Origin of the sequence: Microlunatus flavus, assembly GCF_900110855.1 — a bacterium.
GTDB classification, from domain to species: Bacteria; Actinomycetota; Actinomycetes; order Propionibacteriales; family Propionibacteriaceae; genus Microlunatus; species Microlunatus flavus.
Genome location: NZ_FOFA01000004.1, coordinates 128783 through 145532, shown reverse-complemented (window position 1 = coordinate 145532; position 16750 = coordinate 128783). Strand labels below are relative to the sequence as shown.

Annotated in this window: 14 protein-coding genes; 5 read left to right on the top strand and 9 right to left on the bottom strand. The window is 74.5% G+C overall.

Annotated features, from left to right (window positions below):
- Window positions 1-63: 63 nt before the first annotated feature.
- The gene (locus BMY04_RS11485) at window positions 64-1236 is read right to left on the bottom strand and encodes a glycosyltransferase family 4 protein (RefSeq protein ID WP_091180062.1); all 1173 of its coding nucleotides are present in this window, start codon (window positions 1234-1236) and stop codon (window positions 64-66) included.
- Window positions 1237-1587: 351 nt separating this feature from the next.
- On the opposite strand from BMY04_RS11485, the gene BMY04_RS11480 reads away from it, so the two are divergent.
- Together BMY04_RS11480 and BMY04_RS11475 are read left to right on the top strand one after the other, a co-directional pair.
- The gene (locus BMY04_RS11480) at window positions 1588-3030 is read left to right on the top strand and encodes a tyrosine-protein kinase domain-containing protein (RefSeq protein ID WP_091180059.1); all 1443 of its coding nucleotides are present in this window, start codon (window positions 1588-1590) and stop codon (window positions 3028-3030) included.
- A 39-nt stretch (window positions 3031-3069) separates the two neighbouring features.
- Window positions 3070-3654 (top strand): arsenate reductase/protein-tyrosine-phosphatase family protein, encoded by a 585-nt coding sequence (locus BMY04_RS11475; RefSeq protein ID WP_091180056.1) that lies wholly within the window; start codon window positions 3070-3072, stop codon window positions 3652-3654.
- Window positions 3655-3776: 122 nt separating this feature from the next.
- On the opposite strand, the gene BMY04_RS11470 is transcribed toward BMY04_RS11475, so the two are convergent.
- Both BMY04_RS11470 and BMY04_RS11465 read right to left on the bottom strand, forming a co-directional pair.
- A complete protein-coding gene (locus BMY04_RS11470; RefSeq protein WP_139209828.1) occupies window positions 3777-4814 on the bottom strand; it encodes a glycosyltransferase in 1038 nt (345 codons plus the stop codon).
- A gap of 246 nt (window positions 4815-5060) precedes the next feature.
- Complete coding sequence (locus BMY04_RS11465) at window positions 5061-6491, bottom strand: aldehyde dehydrogenase family protein (protein WP_091180046.1); 1431 nt, start codon at window positions 6489-6491, stop codon at window positions 5061-5063.
- 83 nt (window positions 6492-6574) lie between these two features.
- On the opposite strand from BMY04_RS11465, the gene BMY04_RS11460 reads away from it, so the two are divergent.
- A complete protein-coding gene (locus BMY04_RS11460) occupies window positions 6575-7672 on the top strand; it encodes a Zn-dependent alcohol dehydrogenase (protein WP_091180041.1) in 1098 nt (365 codons plus the stop codon).
- A 22-nt stretch (window positions 7673-7694) separates the two neighbouring features.
- On the opposite strand, the gene BMY04_RS11455 is transcribed toward BMY04_RS11460, so the two are convergent.
- Genes BMY04_RS11455 through BMY04_RS11440 form a run of 4 tightly spaced genes read right to left on the bottom strand, consistent with a single transcriptional unit; the run spans window position 7695 to window position 10451 of the window.
- Window positions 7695-8903 (bottom strand): MFS transporter, encoded by a 1209-nt coding sequence (locus BMY04_RS11455; RefSeq protein ID WP_091180037.1) that lies wholly within the window; start codon window positions 8901-8903, stop codon window positions 7695-7697.
- A gap of 11 nt (window positions 8904-8914) precedes the next feature.
- Window positions 8915-9259 (bottom strand): hypothetical protein, encoded by a 345-nt coding sequence (locus BMY04_RS11450; protein WP_232506300.1) that lies wholly within the window; start codon window positions 9257-9259, stop codon window positions 8915-8917.
- Window positions 9256-9753: a hypothetical protein gene (locus tag BMY04_RS11445; protein WP_091180032.1), complete on the bottom strand. Its 498-nt coding sequence runs from the start codon at window positions 9751-9753 to the stop codon at window positions 9256-9258. The genes BMY04_RS11450 and BMY04_RS11445 overlap by 4 nt, the downstream gene beginning before the upstream one ends.
- A gap of 23 nt (window positions 9754-9776) precedes the next feature.
- A complete protein-coding gene (locus tag BMY04_RS11440; RefSeq protein WP_091180028.1) occupies window positions 9777-10451 on the bottom strand; it encodes a pyridoxamine 5'-phosphate oxidase family protein in 675 nt (224 codons plus the stop codon).
- Between the two features lie 44 nt (window positions 10452-10495).
- Here BMY04_RS11440 and BMY04_RS11435 point away from each other — a divergent pair, with 44 nt between their 5' ends.
- Window positions 10496-11815, top strand: a complete 1320-nt coding sequence (locus BMY04_RS11435) for an aminotransferase class I/II-fold pyridoxal phosphate-dependent enzyme (RefSeq protein ID WP_091180024.1) — start codon at window positions 10496-10498, stop codon at window positions 11813-11815.
- 9 nt (window positions 11816-11824) lie between these two features.
- Here BMY04_RS11435 and BMY04_RS11430 read toward each other — a convergent pair whose 3' ends face one another.
- A complete protein-coding gene (locus tag BMY04_RS11430; protein WP_091180019.1) occupies window positions 11825-12484 on the bottom strand; it encodes an MBL fold metallo-hydrolase in 660 nt (219 codons plus the stop codon).
- A gap of 143 nt (window positions 12485-12627) precedes the next feature.
- A complete protein-coding gene (locus BMY04_RS11425) occupies window positions 12628-13371 on the bottom strand; it encodes a maleylpyruvate isomerase family mycothiol-dependent enzyme (RefSeq protein WP_170854092.1) in 744 nt (247 codons plus the stop codon).
- Window positions 13372-13570: 199 nt separating this feature from the next.
- On the opposite strand from BMY04_RS11425, the gene uvrA reads away from it, so the two are divergent.
- Window positions 13571-16660, top strand: a complete 3090-nt coding sequence (uvrA, locus tag BMY04_RS11420) for an excinuclease ABC subunit UvrA (protein WP_091180013.1) — start codon at window positions 13571-13573, stop codon at window positions 16658-16660.
- Window positions 16661-16750: the final 90 nt, after the last annotated feature.

The window sequence follows — 16750 nt, the reverse complement described above, 5'->3', positions numbered from 1 at the left end:
GGGTCACGTCAGAGGGTCGGGAATCAGAGGGGTCGTGAAGGGGTGGGAGACGGCGCGACCGGCTCAGGCGGCGGGGATCGAGTAGATGCGCTCGATGAGCACCGGTGCGCTGAGGTCGGCCACCGCGTCGCGGACGACCGAGCGCTCGAGGCCCGCCGCCTCCCGCACGCGGGCGGCGATCGTCGCCGGGTCGCGGTCGGTGACGTAGCCGGTCTTGCCGTCGACCACGAGGCCGCCGGTGTCGGAGCCGTCCGTCACGACCGCGGGCAGGCCCGAGGCCATGGCCTCGACCAGCACGCGGGGGTAACCCTCGTAGCCGGGGTGCGAGGTCATCAGGAAGACGCCGGCCGTGCCCATCCGGCGGGCGACCTCCGGCGGCGCGACGCGCCCGGCCACGGTGATGCGCTCCGCCGTCGCGGCGGGCAGCGCGGCCACCTGCTGGCGCACCGGCTCGAGCAGCGAGCCCTGGCCGAGGAGGTCGAGGCGCCAGGGCGATCCCGGGTCGGCCTCGACGAGCGCGGCGAAGGCGGAGACGGCCAGCGCCGGGTCCTTCGGGACCTCCATGCGCCCGACCCACACGACGTGGTGCGGGTCGCGCTCGGCGTCCGGCAGGTTCGTGATGAGGGCCGGGTCGAACCACGTGGGGGAGAAGCGCGCCCGCGGGTTCCAGCCGCGCACCGTGCCGGCGTAGTCCTCGTTGAAGACGACCACGTCGCGGGCGGCGCCGACCGTGCGCCGCTCGAGGGCGGAGTAGGCGTCGGCGGCGAAGCGCCAGAACGAGTCGGACGTGGCGCCGGTGAGGCCGTGGTCCTGGGTGTGGATGAAGTACGCCTGCGGCCGCCGGAGCAGGACGCGCGTCCCGAGGGCGGAGTTGAGGCTGTGCACCTGGACGACGCGGGCCTGGGGCACGCGGCTGCGGTAGCGGGCCAGGCCGGCCATCAGGCGGGCGGCGTGCGGGACGCGGCGGGCGCCCTCGGCGGGGTCGAGCGCGGCGACCGGCAGGAACCAGAAGGAGCGGCCCTCGCCGAGGTCGTGACGCTCCCAGCGGCCCAGCTCACGACCGGGGTGCCCGACGCCCGTGTCGACGCCGACGACGGCGACCTCGGCGTCCTCGGGGAGGTAGCGGGTCATGCCGCGCAGGCAGGTGTCGATGCCGCCGGGCGACGAGCGCGCGGGGTCGAACTGGTGGACGATCAGGCGGTCGACGCGGGCGGGGGGTGCCTGGGGGTCGGGCACGCACGGTCCTTTCGTTGGCACTCGGCCGAGTGGGCGCCGCGGGCGCGGAGGCCCTCGGTGGTCGTCCCGGGAGCGGGACGTCGGTGGCGCCTCCTCGACGAGGCCGGCACCCAACCTGCGGGCGCACCCGCGGCCGTGCCGTCGGCCAAGATTCAACCACGTCGTGCGGATCGCGGTAAAACTGAGACATCGGTCACGCGGGCCGTCGGAGGGGGCCCACCTCCCGCCCTCGAGGTGCTTGGGTGTATACGCAGACGGCACGAACAGCGCCGAGCAGGACGGCGAGGTCCTCGAGCTGTGACAGACTCTCCCCCGGACACCACCCTGGTGCACTCGAAAGGCTCACACCACATGGACCTGCGCGGCTACCTCAAAGTCCTGCAGCGACGCTGGATCAGCATCCTCGTCATCACCCTGGCGACCGTCGCGGTCGCGGCCGGGGTCACCTTCGCACTGACGCCGCAGTACACGGCGTCGACGCGGCTGTTCTTCGGCGTGCAGGGCGCCACGACCGGTAGCGACCTCGCGCAGGGCTCGACCTTCGCCGAGAACCAGCTGACCTCGTACGCGCAGGTGGCGACCTCGCCGCTCGTGCTGCAGCCGGTGATCAGCAAGCTGGGCCTGCAGACGACGCCGGACGGTCTCGCGCAGCAGGTGTCCGCGTACGCGCCGACCGACACGGTCATCATCCAGGTGACGGTGAACGACACGAACCCGCAGCGCGCCGCCGACATCGCCAACGCGGTCGGCGAGCAGCTCGCCTCGGTCGCGAGCGACCTGTCGCCGCGCCGCCAGGACGGCTCGCAGGCCGTGAAGGCGACGATCCTGTCGCCGGCCCAGCTGCCGACCGGCCAGTCCTCGCCGAACATCCTGCGCAACATCGCGGCCGGCCTCATCCTCGGCCTCCTGCTCGGCATCGCGGTCGCCATCGTCCGGCGCCTGCTCGACACCGGCGTCCGCAACGAGACCGACCTCGAGCAGGTCACCGACGTGCCGGTCCTCGGTGTCGTGCCCTTCGACTCCGACGCCGACGCCCACCCGGTCGTCATCCGCGACGACCCGCTGAGCGTGCGGTCCGAGGCCCTGCGCCGGGTGCGGACCAACCTGCAGTTCGTCGAGGCCGCCGAGCACTCCCGCTCCGTCGTCGTCACCTCCTCCATCCCGGGCGAGGGCAAGACGACCGCGGCGCTGAACCTCGCCCTGTCGCTCGCCGACGCCGGCCTGTCCGTCGCGCTCGTCGACGCCGACCTGCGTCGTCCGAGCCTGGCCCGCTTCGCCGGCATCGAGGGTTCGGTGGGCCTCACCACCGTGCTCATCGGCGAGGCCAACCTCGACGACGTGCTGCAGCCGTACGGCGACACCTCGCTGCGCGTGCTGCCGGCCGGGCAGGTTCCGCCGAACCCGAGCGAGCTGCTCGGCTCGGGCGCGATGGCCGAGCTCCTGGAGCGCCTGACGGCGCAGTTCGACATGGTCGTCCTCGACAGCCCGCCGCTGCTGCCGGTGACCGACGGGGCGATCCTCGGCCGGCTCGCCGGGACCACGCTCCTCGTGGCCGGCGCCGACCGCCTGCACCGCACGCAGCTGCGTGCGGCCCTCGAGTCGCTCTCGACCGCCGGCGTGCACGTTTCCGGGATCGTGCTCAACAAGGTCGCGGCCCACAACTTCGGCCCGTACGAGTACGGCTACACCTACTCCCAGCGCGGGGCGCAGACCGGGGCGTCCGTCCCCGCCCGTCGCGCCGAGGCCCGGGCGGCGAGCGACGCCGACAAGGAGGTCGAGCACGCCCGCGGGTGATGCTGGACGTGGCGCGGACGAGCAGGGCTTGAGCAGGGCATGAGCACGACGGGAGGGGCGGCCGGTGGCCGCCCCTTTCGCGTGCTCTGCGTCTGCGAGGGCAACATCTGCCGCTCGCCCACGGCCGAGGTGCTGCTCGCGCGGGCGCTCGGCCCCGGCGTGGACGTCGGTTCCGCCGGCACCCGCGCGGTCGTGGGGGCGCCGGTCGCGGAGCCGATGGAGGCCCTGCTCGCCGCCCGCGGGCTGAGCAGCGGTGACTTCCGGGCACGTCAGCTGGTGCCCGCCCACGTGCGCGACGCCGACGTGGTGCTGACGATGACGGCGCGCCAGCGCTCGAAGGTCGCCGCGCTGGTCCCCGCCGTGGTCCGGCGGGTCTTCACGCTCCGGGAGCTCGCGCGGCTGCTGGACGGCGCCGGAGCGGACGCGCTGCCCGAGGCCGGGGTGGGGGAGCGGCTCGAGGCCGCGCTGCCCGTCGCCACCGCCCGTCGCGCGTTCGTGCGCGACCCGCGCCAGGACGACATCGCCGACCCGTACGGGCGCGACCAGCAGGCGTACGAGCGGGCGTTCGGCGAGGTCGCGGACGCGGTCGACCGGCTCGCCGCGGTGCTCGTCCCCGCCCGCTGACCCTGACGACCCTGACCCGGCCGTCCGGCGGCTCGGAACGGCGAGAGCCCGCCACCTCTGGGTGACGGGCTCTCGGAGAGCGGTGCGTGGGTGGCGGTGCCGCCCGGGGTCGAGCAGGTGCGCTAGAAGGTCTGCGGCGGGACGACGCGACGTGCGGCGGCCTGCACCAGCGTCTGGCGCGACGGGTGGGCGAGATCGAGGACGCCGGCCAGCCCGCGCTCCGACAGCGCCTCCGCGAGCCCGGCCTGGTGGTCGTCGACGTGCTCGTCGTGACCGGCCTGGCGCACGGCCAGCACCGGGCTCTTGCCCAGGCTGAACTGCTGCAGCACCGAGCCGACGCCGCTGTGCGCGACGACCACGTCGGCCGCGCTCGAGAGCGCGTTGAGGTGCTCGACGCTGACCTGCTCGTGGACCTCGCCCGGCAGGTCGGTCCGGGTGGTCGAGCCCAGCTGCCAGACGACCTCGTCACCCGGGCGGAGCATCGACAGCACGGCGTCGACCGCGCGGTCGAAGCGGTACGGCGCGATGGTGCCGAGCGTGACGAGGATCTTGAGCGGACCGTCCTCGACGGGGCCCTGCTCCACGGTCCAGTCCTGGAGGATGCTGCCGGCGTACGACCAGCGGTGCCCGGTCCAGGAGGTGTACTGGGTGGCGGTCCGGACGCGCGGGACGTGAGCGAGGATCCGCCCGGTGGTCGACGGGCCGTGCGGACGGGCCAGGCTCTCGACGTAGTAGGTGGGGATGCCGCTCCAGGCCGCCAGCGGCAGGATCGTCGCGGCCACGCCGGCGCCGGTGCTCACGCACGCGTCGAAGCGCTCGCGGCGCAGCAGCGGCAGGACCTTGCGGGCGGCGCGGACGGCGGCACGCACGTCGCGGGGCGACACGTAGTCGACGAAGAGGTGCGGACGGTCCCGGAGCGCGTCGACGCTCTGAGCGGTCTCGAAGGTGACCCACCGCGAACCGGCCGAGGGCTGCACGCGCTCGGCGATCAGGTTCAGCTCGGCGAGGTGGCCGCCGGTCGAGGTCACCCACAGCACCTTGGCGCCGCGGGGGATCTCGTCGAGCATGCACGCGGGAGCCACCTGGCTCCCGGACTCACCGGGGGCCTGGGGGACGTATGTGCCCTCGGCGTGGCGCAGAGGCACGGACAACGCGCTCATAGAGCCTTCCGTCGGGGCACCGCGGGTGCGGTGCCGGACCTGGTCTCTCAGCCCCCGAAAGGCTGAGTCGCCTGTTTTGACCCCCCCAGCCGCTCCGTACAGTACCGGAGGCGGGCGCCGATGGTCCAAGTCGTCGAAGATTCTGCTGCTTGTGATCTCAATCTCAAGGGTCGTGGGCGACCGATCGGCGGCACCGGTGTCATGCCTGGCAGCGCAGGAACCGCGCGCCACCGGGCCACGCGGTCGTCAGGCGGCCGCGGACCCGTAGCCCATGACGGCCTTGGTCTCGAGGAACTCCGCGAAGGCGAGCTCCCCGCACTCGCGGCCGTTGCCGCTGCGGCGGTAGCCCCCGAAGGGCGCGGCGAGGTCGTAGGCGCCGTTGATGGAGACCTGGCCAGCCACGAGCCGGCCGGCGAGCCGTCGCGCGAGGTCCAGGTCGCCGCCGGAGACGTACGCCGCGAGCCCGTAGTCGGTGTCGTTGGCGAGGCGGACCGCCTCGTCGAGGTCGTCGTAGGCGAGGACGACGAGCACCGGGCCGAAGACCTCCTCCCGGGCGACCCTCATGGTGGGGGTGACGCCAGCCAGGACCGTCGGGCGGACGAAGTGGCCGCGGGTCAGCCCGTCGGGGCGGCCAGGCCCGCCGGCCACGAGCCGGGCGCCCTCCGCGAGACCGCTCTCGACCAGCCCCTGCACCTTGTGCCACTGCGCTCCGGAGACCACGGGCCCGAGGTCGACGGGACCGTTCGGGTCGCCGACCACCAGGCCGTCGGCCACCTCCGCGGCGACCGCCAGGGCCTCGTCGAGGCGGTGGCGCGGCACCAGCAGACGGGTGGGCGCGCTGCAGGTCTGGCCCGAGTTGACCATCGTGGCGCGCACCCCACGGGCCACGCCCTCGGCCAGCAGGTCGTCGTCGAGCACGACGAGCGGGCTCTTGCCGCCCAGCTCCTGGTGGACGCGCTTGACCGTGTCCGCCGCGTTCCGGGCCACCTCGACGCCGGCCCGCGTCGACCCGGTGAACGACACCATGTCGACCTCCGGGTGACGGCTGAGCGCGCTGCCGGCACCCGGCCCGTCGCCGTGCACGAGGTTGAACACCCCGGGCGGCAGCCCGGCGGCGTCGAGCGCCTCGGCGAAGAGGTGGGCCGAGAACGGCGCGGCCTCGGACGGCTTGAGCACCACCGTGCAGCCGGTCGCCAGGGCGGGGGCGACCTTGCACATGATCTGGTTCAGCGGCCAGTTCCAGGGTGTGATGAGGCCGGTCACGCCGATGGGCTCGCGGACGAGCAGGGTCTCGCCGCGCTGCTCGGAGAACGGGTAGGTCCGCAGCACGTCGAGGGCGATGGCCAGGTGCTGGGTGCCCGACGGCACGTGGACGTCGCGGGCGAGCGTCGCCGGCGCGCCCATCTCGGCGGTGATCGCGGCGGCCAGGTCGCCGGCGCGGCGGCCGTACTCGACCTGGACCCTCTCGAGCGCCTCCAGCCGCTCCTCGCGGGTGCTGGCCGCCCAGCCGGGCGCCGCGGAACGGGCGGCACGCGCGGCGGCGTCCACGTCCTGGGCGTCGCCGAGGGCCACGCGGCCGACGACCTCCTCGGTCGCCGGGTCCTCGACGTCGCGGACGGCCGTCGACGACGGCTCGACCCATCGGCCGTCCACGTAGAACTGCAGGTACTCGCGCATCGGGCTGCTCCTTACGGCATACGTATGCTCTAGGCTCCGGCGCGGACGTTAGCAGTCCGTCGCCGACACTTCGAGAGGTTCCCGTGCGCGCAGCAGTCCTCCATGCTCCTGGCACCCCGGTCACGGTCGAGGAGGTCGACCTCGCGGCGCCGCGGGCGGGCGAGGTGCGCGTCCGCCTGGCCGCCGCCGGCGTCTGCCACTCCGACCTGCACGTGCGCGACGGCGACTGGGCCCTGCCGCTGCCCCTCGTCCTCGGCCACGAGGGCAGCGGCACGGTGGTCGAGACGGGGCCGGGCGTCGACGCCCTGTCGGTCGGCGACCACGTCGTGCTCTCCTGGGTCGCCCCGTGCCGCCGGTGCGTGCCCTGCCGCCGCGGGCACCCCGCCCAGTGCCTGGTCGCCTCCGGCGTCGTCTCGCGGGGCGGCGTGCTCGAGGACGGCACCAGCCGCCTGTCGGCGGGCGGGCGGACCGTCCACCACTACATGGGCGTCTCGGCCTTCGCGGAGGAGGCCGTGGTGCCGGCGTCCGGCGCGATCAGGATCGACCCGGCGGCGCCGCTCGAGGTCGTGTCCCTCGTCGGCTGCGGCGTGGCGACGGGCGTCGGGGCGGTCCGCAACACCGCCAAGGTCGAGGCCGGCTCGACCGTGGTCGTCCTGGGCTGCGGCGGCGTCGGGCTGTCGGTGGTGCAGGGCGCCCGGCTGGCCGGGGCGGAGCGGATCGTGGCCGTCGACCTGCGCGCCGAGAAGACGGCGCTCGCCCGGACGCTGGGCGCGACCGACGTCGTCGACGCCTCCGCCAGCGACACGGTGGAGGTCGTGCGCGAGCTCTTCCCGGACGGCGTCGACTACGCCTTCGACGCGATCGGCGGCCGCGTGCTGACCGAGCAGTGCGTCGCCGTGCTGGGCATGGGCGGCACGGCCGTCGTGGTCGGCATCCCGCCCGCCGGCGTCCGGCCGTCCTTCGACGCGGGCACGCTGGTGGCGAAGGAGCAGCGCATCCTCGGCTCGAACTACGGCGGCATCGACCCCGCCCGGGACATCCCGCAGCTGGTCGACGCCTACCTGGCCGGCGACCTGCTGCTCGACGAGCTCGTCAGCCGGCGCCGCCCGCTGGAGGAGGCGGCCGCGAGCCTGGACGAGCTCGCCGCCGGCACCGCGCTGCGCCAGCTGCTGATCCCCTGAGGGCCGGCGTGGGCGCGCGACCTCAGGCGGGTGTGCGCGTGCTCCGCAGCCCGCGCTCGACGGCCGCTGCGCAGCCGAGGCAGACGACGGCGACGGCGACGAGCAGGAAGGGTTCCGGGGCCACGGCCACGAGCTCGGAGAGCACCACGGGCAGCACGAAGCCGACGTAGATGAGGGAGTAGTAGACACCGGTCAGCCCGGCGACCCGTTCGGGGTCGGCGAGCGCCTGCGTCTCCACCAGCCCGGTGAGGATGCAGATCCCGTACGCGGCGCCGAGCAGCGCCGCGGCGACGAGCGCGAGCGCGACCGAGCGCAGGCTCACGTCGACGGCGAGCAGGGCGGTCGCCACCGCGACGAGGACGAGGCCGACGACCGCCTGCCGCCCCGCGACCAGGCGGGCGAGCCGCGGCACGAGGGGCTGCACCACCGCCCCGGCGGTCAGCGTGACGACCGCGGCCAGGCCCGCGAAGGCGACCGTCTGCCCGGCGGTGCGGCCGGCGACCAGCGCGGGCCCGACCACGAAGGCCAGGGCGGGTGCGCCGAACACCCACGGCGCCATCGGGACCACGACGCGCAGGAACCGTGTCCGGCTGGCGGCGGGCAGGTGCAGCTCCTCGCGCAGCGGTCGGGCGGGCAGCGCACCGCGCGGCCGCGTCTCGCTGCTGCCGAGCAGCGGGACCGCCGCGACGAGGGAGAGCGCGACCTGCACGGCGTACGGGAGCAGCGTCGGCGCGGGGCCCCACTGGGCCAGGGCCGCACCGACCGCCGCGCCGAGGCCGAAGCCGACGGTGAGGGTGAGCGCGGCCCGCCGGGCGCGGAGGCCGGGCGGGGCCGCAGCGGAGAGCTCCTTGACCCAGGTGGTGCCGGCGACCATCGCCGTGGCCACGCTCACGCCGCTGACGAAGCGGCCCGCGCACAGGGCGACCGGGCTCGCGCTGCCGAGCGCGAGGACCACGCTGCCGACGACGCCGAGGACCAGGGCGGCGACCACGAGCGGGCGCCGCCCGAGCCGGTCGGAGACGGGCCCGGTGAGCAGGAAGCCCGGCACGAGCCCGAGGACGTAGAAGGCGAAGAAGAGGTCGACCTGCACCGCCGAGTAGCGCTCGACCTCGCGGTAGAGCAGCAGCAGCGGCGAGAAGTGGTTGCCGCCCCACGCGACCATGAACATCGCCGGTGCCACCCGGCGCCAGGAGGACCCCGTGGCGTCGACGACCTGCGGGGGGCGCGGCACGTCAGCGCACGCTAGTGGTCGCCCTGCCCGTCCTCGTGCGGCGTCCAGCCGCGCAGGAGGTCGAGCACGGTCTCGGCCGGCATCTCGCAGGGGCGCAGCACCTCGCCCCCGCTCGTGCGCCAGACGTTCGCGCTGACGAACCCCAACCCGCCGAGCTCCTCGGCCCACAGCGTCGTCGTGCGGCCCTCGGCCCGGTCGGTCCGGCTCAGCCCCCAGGTGCGCCCGCCGTACGCGACCTCGGTCCAGCCCGGCGGCACCCGGTCGACGAGCCGGGCGAGGTCGTCGGCGCCGACGGCGTCGGCGTCGGCCTCATCACCGGCGCCGGGAGCGGGCTCTGGTGCGACAGGGTCCGTCATGCGGCCCCCGCGGCGGCCCGCCGCTTCGCGTCGACCACGCCGTGGGCCCACCGGACCCGGACGACGGTGTACGCGGCGCAGAGGGCCAGCAGGAGGACGAGGACCACGGGCAGCAGCCACGCCGGCGCCTCGTACGTCTCGAGCAGCTCCCAGGTCTCCTTGACCGCGATGAAGAAGGCGCCCGACGCGACCAGCGCCCAGCCCGTGGCGGTGCTGCTGAGGTCGATGAAGGCCTCGAGCTCGCCGGTCGTCAGCGCGTCCATGATCCGCTCGCGGTAGGCGGCCTGCCGCCGGCGCTGCTTGACGTACGCGACCGGCGGCAGCAGCCACCACCACGGGGACAGCCGCGGCGGCGGGCCGACCGCGTCCGAGGCCCGGGTGAGGCCGCGACGGTGGTCGCCCTGCTCGTCGAGCTCGACCGCGGCCTGGAAGAGCGGGCCGGCCACCAGCAGCCAGGCGCCGACGAAGCCGGACCACTCCACGAGGGCGTGCACGCGGACACGGTAGCCAGGTCGGCTCAGCCGCGACGCCAGCCGCGCACGTGGTCGGGGACGGCGATCCCTGGCGCCAGGTCGGGCGCGGGCACCGGCGCGTCGGGGACCGCACCGCGCACTGGCAGCACGCCCGCCCACCACGGCAGGTCGAGGTCCTCTGCGTCGTCGCCCGGCGGGCCGGCGCGGTGCTTGTACGACACCTCCTCGAGGTCGAGCCGCAGCAGGGCGGTCGCGGCGAGCTCGCGCCGGTCCGGCCCGCGGACGTGGTCGGAACGGCCGGGCACGATCGCGTCGACGAGGTGCCGCAGCGCCTCGTCCTTCTCCGCCGGGTCGGTGACGAGGTGCGCCCGCCCGTGCGCGACCACGCAGCGGTAGTTCGCGGAGTGGTGGAACGCCGAGCGGGCGAGCACCAGCCCGTCGAGGAGGGTGACCGTCACACAGACGTCCAGGCCGTCGTCCCGCGACCCGCGCATGGCCCGCGCCCCCGTGGAACCGTGGAGGTAGAGCGACTCGCCCACCCGCACGTGCAGCTGGGGGAGCACCACCGGCAGGCCGTCGGCGACGAAGGCGACGTGGCACAGCACCGCCTCGTCCAGCACCGCGTGGACCGCCTCGCGGTCGTACGAGACCCGCTCCCGCAACCGGGTGGGCGTGGTGCGGTCGGTCGGCGTGTAGGTGCCGGTCGTCTCGGCGGTCATCGCAGGTGGCCCTCGTCCTTATGTTCTAGTACAATCTGGTGATTGTGACAGAACGTTATCGCCTGGCTGGGCGCTCGGCAACCGAGATCCTCGCGTCCCTGGAGGCCGCGGTCCGCGACGGCGGGCTCGTCGCCGGTGACCTGGTGCCGACCGTCCGGGCGCTGGCCACGGAGCTGGGCGTGGCGCCCGGCACGGTGGCCAGCGCGTACAAGACGGCCGTGGCCCGGGGTCTGCTGGAGACCCGGGGGCGCCTGGGAACCCGGGTGCGCGCCCGCCCGGCCCTCGCGACGCGCAGCACCGGCCCGGCGGTGCCGGAGGGCGTCGTCGACCTCGCCTCGGGCCAGCCGTCGGCCGCGCTGCTGCCCCGGCTCGAGGCGGTGGCGGTGCCGGGCGGGCCCGCGGCGGCGCCCGGCGACCTGGTGCTGCCCGCCCTCGCCGAGCTCGGTCGCGCCCGGCTGGTGGCCGACGGCGTCGACGCCACGCACCTCACGGTCGCGGGCGGCGGCCTGGACGCGATCCGCCGGGTGCTGCTCGCGCGGCTGGCGCCCGGGGACGCGGTCGCGGTGGAGGACCCCGGCTGGCCGAACCTGCTCGACCTCCTCGCCGCCTCCGGGCTGCGCGCGCTGCCCGTCCGGGTCGACGACGCCGGTCCGGACCCGCGCGCCCTGGCCGGCGCCCTGGCCGAAGGGGCGCGGGCGGTGGTCGTGACGGCACGCGCCCAGAACCCGACCGGCGCCCGCGTGACGCCGGAGCGCGCCGCCCGGCTCCGGACGGTCCTCGCCGCGCACCCGGACGTGCTGCTCGTCGAGGACGACCACGCGGCCGAGCTGGCCCGGGTGCCGCTCGCGAGCCTGGCCGGCGTCACCGCGGCCTGGGCGTCCGTGCGCTCGCTGTCCAAGCCGTACGGGCCCGACCTGCGCCTCGCGCTGGTAGCGGGCGACGAGGCGACCGTGGCCCGGGTCGAGGGGCAGCTCCGGGTCGGCTCGGGCTGGGTCAGCACGCTGCTGCAGCACGTCGCCGTCGCGCTGTGGTCGGACCCGGACGTCGCGCGGGTCGTCGCCACCGCTGCGGACACGTACGACGAGCGCCGCACGGCGCTGCTCCACGCGCTGGAGGCCGCCGGCCTGCCGGGCTCGGGCGCGACCGGCCTGAACGTCTGGGTACCCGTCCCCGACGAGGCCCGTGCCGTGGCCGGGCTGCTCGCCGCCGGCTGGGCCGTCGCTCCGGGTCAGCGCTTCCGGCAGCAGGCCGGGCCGGCTGTGCGCGTCACCGTCGGCGACCTCGACCCGGGATCGGCCGAAGACCTGGCCGCTGCGCTGCGCCAAGCCGTCGAGGGCGCGTCCGGCGGCCCCGTCACCGCCTGACGCCGCGGCTCACCAGCCGCGCTCGCGCCACTCCGCCAGGTGTGGCCGCTCCGCGCCGAGGGTCGTGTCGTCGCCGTGGCCGGGGTGCACGACGGTGTCGTCGTCGAAGACCGCGAAGACCTTGGCCTCCAGGTCGTCCATCAGGGACGTGAAGTCCTCCGGGCTCCCGGTCTTGCCCGGGCCGCCGGGGAAGAGGCTGTCGCCGGTGAAGAGGTGCGTCGGCCCCTCGGTCCCGCGGTAGGCGAGGACGACCGAGCCGGGCGTGTGGCCGACGAGCCCGATCACGTCGAGGTGCTCGGAGCCCAGGGGCACGGTGTCGCCGTCCCACACGCCGTCGGGGTGGTGCACGCCGGCCTCGGTGGCGATCGCGTCCGCGTCCGGCGTCCCGGCGACCAGGCGGGCGCCGGTGCGGTCGAGCACGCCGAGCGCCTGCCAGTGGTCGCGGTGCCGGTGCGTCGTGACGACGGTGTCGAGGCTGCGGTCGCCGAGGACCCCGACGAGCGTCGTCGCGTCGTCCGCCGCGTCGACGAGGACCACGCCGCCCGCGCCCTCGAGCACGTACGCGTTGTTGTCCATCGGTCCCACCGAGACCTTGGTGAGGGTGACGGTGGGGGAGAGGGGGAACGTCAGCGGGTCGCCGCCGCGGGTCACGTGGTTCAGTCCGGCCATGCGCCCAGTCTCGGGCCCGTCTCTCCCGCGCTTTCTCGTGGGTCTCCTTTGGCGGAAAGTGGTCGACCCCGGGTGCTGTTCACGGCGTGTCGCGGGCGGGGAGTGACCACTTGCCGGGAGGAGGCGGGAGCAGGAGGCCTCGCTCAGAGGCTGGGCATGCGCAGCCCGCCGGCACCCTCGACGGCGTCCGGGTCCGTCCGGCCGGTGAGCCAGCCGAGCAGGGCGGGTGCGCTGCCGCGCACCACCACGGGACCGCCGACCGAGCCGACGGTGGTGGTGAAGCCGGAGGAGGCGCGCAGCTCCACCCGCGGGAACTCGTCGCGGGCCGTCGCGCGGAACGCGAACCACTCGAGCAGCCACTCCGCGGACGCCGCGTCGACGTCGCTCACCTCGTGGCCGACGTCGAGGTCGACGAGGTGCAGCTCGACCTCGAAGAGCCGGGCCAGCGGCAGCAGCCGCGCGGGGGCGACCAGGTTCCGCATCTCGACCGACGCCGTCCACCCCGTGGTGGCGCTCGGCCCGACGTGGTCGAGGCGCTCGAAGGCCTCGGTCAGGCGACCGGCGGTGGTGTCGAGGTCGGACTGCAGCTCGAGGCCCGTACGCCGCGCGCCCGCCTCGATCTCGGCGTCGCGCGCCTCGCGGGAGGAGTACATGGTGCGGTGCTCGCCGACCGCCGCGCCCTCGACGAGGCGGGTGAGGCCGTCGGCCTGGCGGGCGAGGTGGGTGGCCACGTGGGCCCGGCTCCAGCGGGGGAGCCGGCTCGGCGCCGCCCACTGCTCGTCGGTCACCGCGATGGTCGCGCCGAGGAGCCGCTGCGTGGCGCCGGTCACGAGCCGGCGGACGTCGGCGAGCTGCTCGTCGGCGGCGGGCGCTGAGGGCTGGTCCACGGCCCTCACGCTAGTGCTCGGGATCGTCTCCTGCCCCTCGCGCCACGCCTGTCCCGGGCGACGCCGGACGGTCGCCGGACGGTCGCCTCACGGGTCCGCGCGTTCGCCCGGGAGCCGCGGGCGGACGCGTCGCCGGGCGGAATAGCGGCCCGCTCCGCGCGGTTCGGAACTGTCGGTGTCCACATCTACTCTGTCGTCCGTGCCCCCAGCAGCTGCTCAGCAGGACCGTCTTGTCGTCCGCGGTGCCCGCGAGCACAACCTGCGCAACGTCTCGCTCGACCTGCCCCGCGACGCGCTGATCGTCTTCACCGGCCTGTCCGGCTCGGGCAAGTCGAGCCTGGCCTTCGACACGATCTTCGCCGAGGGCCAGCGCCGCTACGTCGAGTCGCTGTCGGCGTACGCACGCCAGTTCCTGGGCCAGATGGACAAGCCCGACGTCGACTTCATCGAGGGCCTGTCCCCGGCCGTCTCGATCGACCAGAAGTCGACGAGCCGCAACCCGCGCTCGACCGTCGGCACCATCACCGAGGTCTACGACTACCTCCGCCTGCTCTACGCGCGCGCCGGGCGCCCGCACTGCCCCGTGTGCGGCGAGGGGATCAGCAAGCAGTCGCCGCAGCAGATCGTCGACCGGCTGATGGGGCTGGACGACGGCACCCGCTTCCAGGTGCTCGCGCCGATGATCCGCGACCGCAAGGGCGAGTACGCCGACCTGTTCCGCAACCTCGCGACGCAGGGCTTCAGCCGGGCCCGGGTGGACGGCGAGATCGTCCAGCTGACCGACCCGCCGGTGCTCGACAAGAAGTACAAGCACTCCATCGACGTCATCGTCGACCGGATCGCGGTCAAGCCGACGATCAAGCAGCGGCTCACCGACTCGGTCGAGACCGCGCTGGGTCTGGCGCAGGGCATCGTGACCGTGGACTACGTCGACCGCGAGACCGACGACCCGGAGCGCGAGCGCACCTACTCGGAGAAGATGGCGTGCCCCAACGGCCACGACATCGCCATCGACGAGCTCGAGCCGCGCCAGTTCTCCTTCAACGGGCCGTGGGGCGCCTGCCCGGTCTGCTCCGGGCTCGGCACGCGCATGGAGGTCGACCCGGAGCTGGTCGTCCCCGACGACGAGCTGAGCCTCGACGGCGGAGCGATCGCCCCGTGGGCGTCGGCGCACGTGGCCGACTACTTCCAGCGCCTCATCGAGTCGTTGGCGGCCGAGCACGGCTTCAAGACCTCGACGCCGTGGCACCGCCTGCCCGCGACGATCCAGAAGCTGCTCCTCTACGGCGTCCCCGGCCAGGTGCACGTGCGCTACCGCAACCGCTACGGCCGCGAGCGCAGCTACAACGCCAAGTACGAGGGCGTCGTCGCCTACATCGAGCGCCGCCACTCCGAGGCCGAGACCGACACGTCCCGCGAGCGGTTCGCCGGCTACATGCGCGAGGTCCCCTGCAAGAGCTGCAAGGGCGCCCGCCTCAAGCCGACCTCGCTGGCCGTCACCCTGGGCGGCAAGAACATCGCCGAGATCTCGTCGATGTCGATCGACTCCGCCGCCGCGTTCTTGCGCGAGCTCGAGCTCACCGACCGCGAGCTGCAGATCGCCGAGCGCGTGCTCAAGGAGATCAACGAGCGCCTGAGGTTCCTGCTCGACGTGGGCCTCGACTACCTCTCGCTGAGCCGGCCCACCGCCAGCCTCTCCGGCGGCGAGGCCCAGCGCATCCGGCTCGCCACCCAGATCGGCTCCGGCCTCGTCGGCGTCCTGTACGTCCTCGACGAGCCGAGCATCGGGCTGCACCAGCGCGACAACCGCCGCCTCATCGAGACGCTGATCCGGCTCCGCGACCTCGGCAACACCCTGATCGTCGTCGAGCACGACGAGGACACCATCCGCGTCGCCGACTGGGCGGTCGACATCGGTCCGGGCGCGGGGGAGCACGGTGGCCACGTCGTCGTCTCCGGCCCGGTCCAGGAGCTGCTCGACAGCGAGGAGTCGATCACCGGCGCCTACCTGTCGGGTCGCCGGTCCATCCCGCTGCCGGCGCTGCGCCGGCCGCGCGTCAAGGGCCGCGAGATCGTCGTGCACCAGGCGACCGAGCACAACCTGCAGAACGTGACCGTCGGCTTCCCGCTCGGCCAGCTGATCGCCGTCACCGGCGTGTCCGGCTCGGGCAAGTCGACGCTGGTCAACTCGATCCTCTACTCGGCGCTGGCCAAGAAGATCTACAACGCCCGCGACGTCCCCGGCCGGCACCGCTCGATCACCGGCGCGGACGAGATCGACAAGATCATCCACGTCGACCAGTCGCCCATCGGCCGGACGCCGCGCTCCAACCCCGCGACGTACACCGGCGTCTACGACCACGTACGCCGGCTGTTCTCGGAGACGCCCGAGGCCAAGGTCCGCGGCTACCAGCCGGGCCGGTTCTCGTTCAACGTCAAGGGCGGCCGCTGCGAGAACTGCGCGGGCGACGGCACGATCAAGATCGAGATGAACTTCCTCCCGGACGTCTACGTCCCCTGCGAGGTCTGCCACGGCGCGCGCTACAACCGCGAGACGCTCGAGGTGCACTACAAGGGCAAGACGATCGCCGACGTGCTCAACATGCCGATCGAGGAGGCCGCGGACTTCTTCGCGGCGATCCCGGCGATCGCGCGGCACCTGACCACGCTCAAGGAGGTCGGGCTCGGGTACGTCCGGCTGGGCCAGTCCGCCCCGACGCTGTCGGGCGGCGAGGCGCAGCGCGTCAAGCTCGCCAGCGAGCTGCAGAAGCGCTCGACCGGCCGCACGCTCTACGTGCTCGACGAGCCGACCACGGGTCTGCACTTCGAGGACATCCGCAAGCTGCTCGGGGTCCTCGGTCGCCTCGTCGACGCCGGCAACACGGTCGTCGTCATCGAGCACAACCTCGACGTGATCAAGACCGCCGACTGGCTCATCGACATGGGTCCCGAGGGTGGGTCGCGCGGCGGCACGCTCGTCGCCGAGGGCACGCCGGAGCAGATCGCGGCGACGCCCGAGTCGTACACGGGTGAGTTCCTGCGGCCGCTCCTCGAGGGCCGCGAGGTCGAGGTCGGCCTGGTTCAGGAGGCGTTCGCCGCCCGGGTCGCCGCGCCGCTGACCAAGGCCGCGATGAAGCGCGCGGCCGACGCGCAGAAGCGCGAGGCGACCAAGCGCAAGCCGGGCGAGATCCCGACCAACGGGCGCCCCGTCAAGGCCGCGGCCAAGGCCCCGGCCAAGAAGGCAGCGGCGAAGAAGGCCACGCCTGCCGCGGCCCGCAAGGCCAGCTGAAGCGCCGGTGAGCGCGTCGGCAGCGGAGGAGCGCTCCCTGAGCGCGTCGAAGCGCGGGGGACGTTCCCTGAGCTCGTCGAAGCGGCGTCC

What these genes read in the sequence shown, in the direction of transcription:
- BMY04_RS11480 (WP_091180059.1), top strand. Translation starts at nt 1,588, where the DNA reads ATGGACCTGCGCGGCTACCTCAAAGTCCTGCAGCGACGCTGGATCAGC.
- BMY04_RS11475 (WP_091180056.1), top strand. Translation starts at nt 3,070, where the DNA reads ATGAGCACGACGGGAGGGGCGGCCGGTGGCCGCCCCTTTCGCGTGCTC.
- BMY04_RS11470 (WP_139209828.1), bottom strand. Translation starts at nt 4,814, where the DNA reads ATGAGCGCGTTGTCCGTGCCTCTGCGCCACGCCGAGGGCACATACGTC.
- BMY04_RS11465 (WP_091180046.1), bottom strand. Translation starts at nt 6,491, where the DNA reads ATGCGCGAGTACCTGCAGTTCTACGTGGACGGCCGATGGGTCGAGCCG.
- BMY04_RS11450 (WP_232506300.1), bottom strand. Translation starts at nt 9,259, where the DNA reads ATGACGGACCCTGTCGCACCAGAGCCCGCTCCCGGCGCCGGTGATGAG.
- BMY04_RS11440 (WP_091180028.1), bottom strand. Translation starts at nt 10,451, where the DNA reads ATGACCGCCGAGACGACCGGCACCTACACGCCGACCGACCGCACCACG.
- BMY04_RS11430 (WP_091180019.1), bottom strand. Translation starts at nt 12,484, where the DNA reads ATGGCCGGACTGAACCACGTGACCCGCGGCGGCGACCCGCTGACGTTC.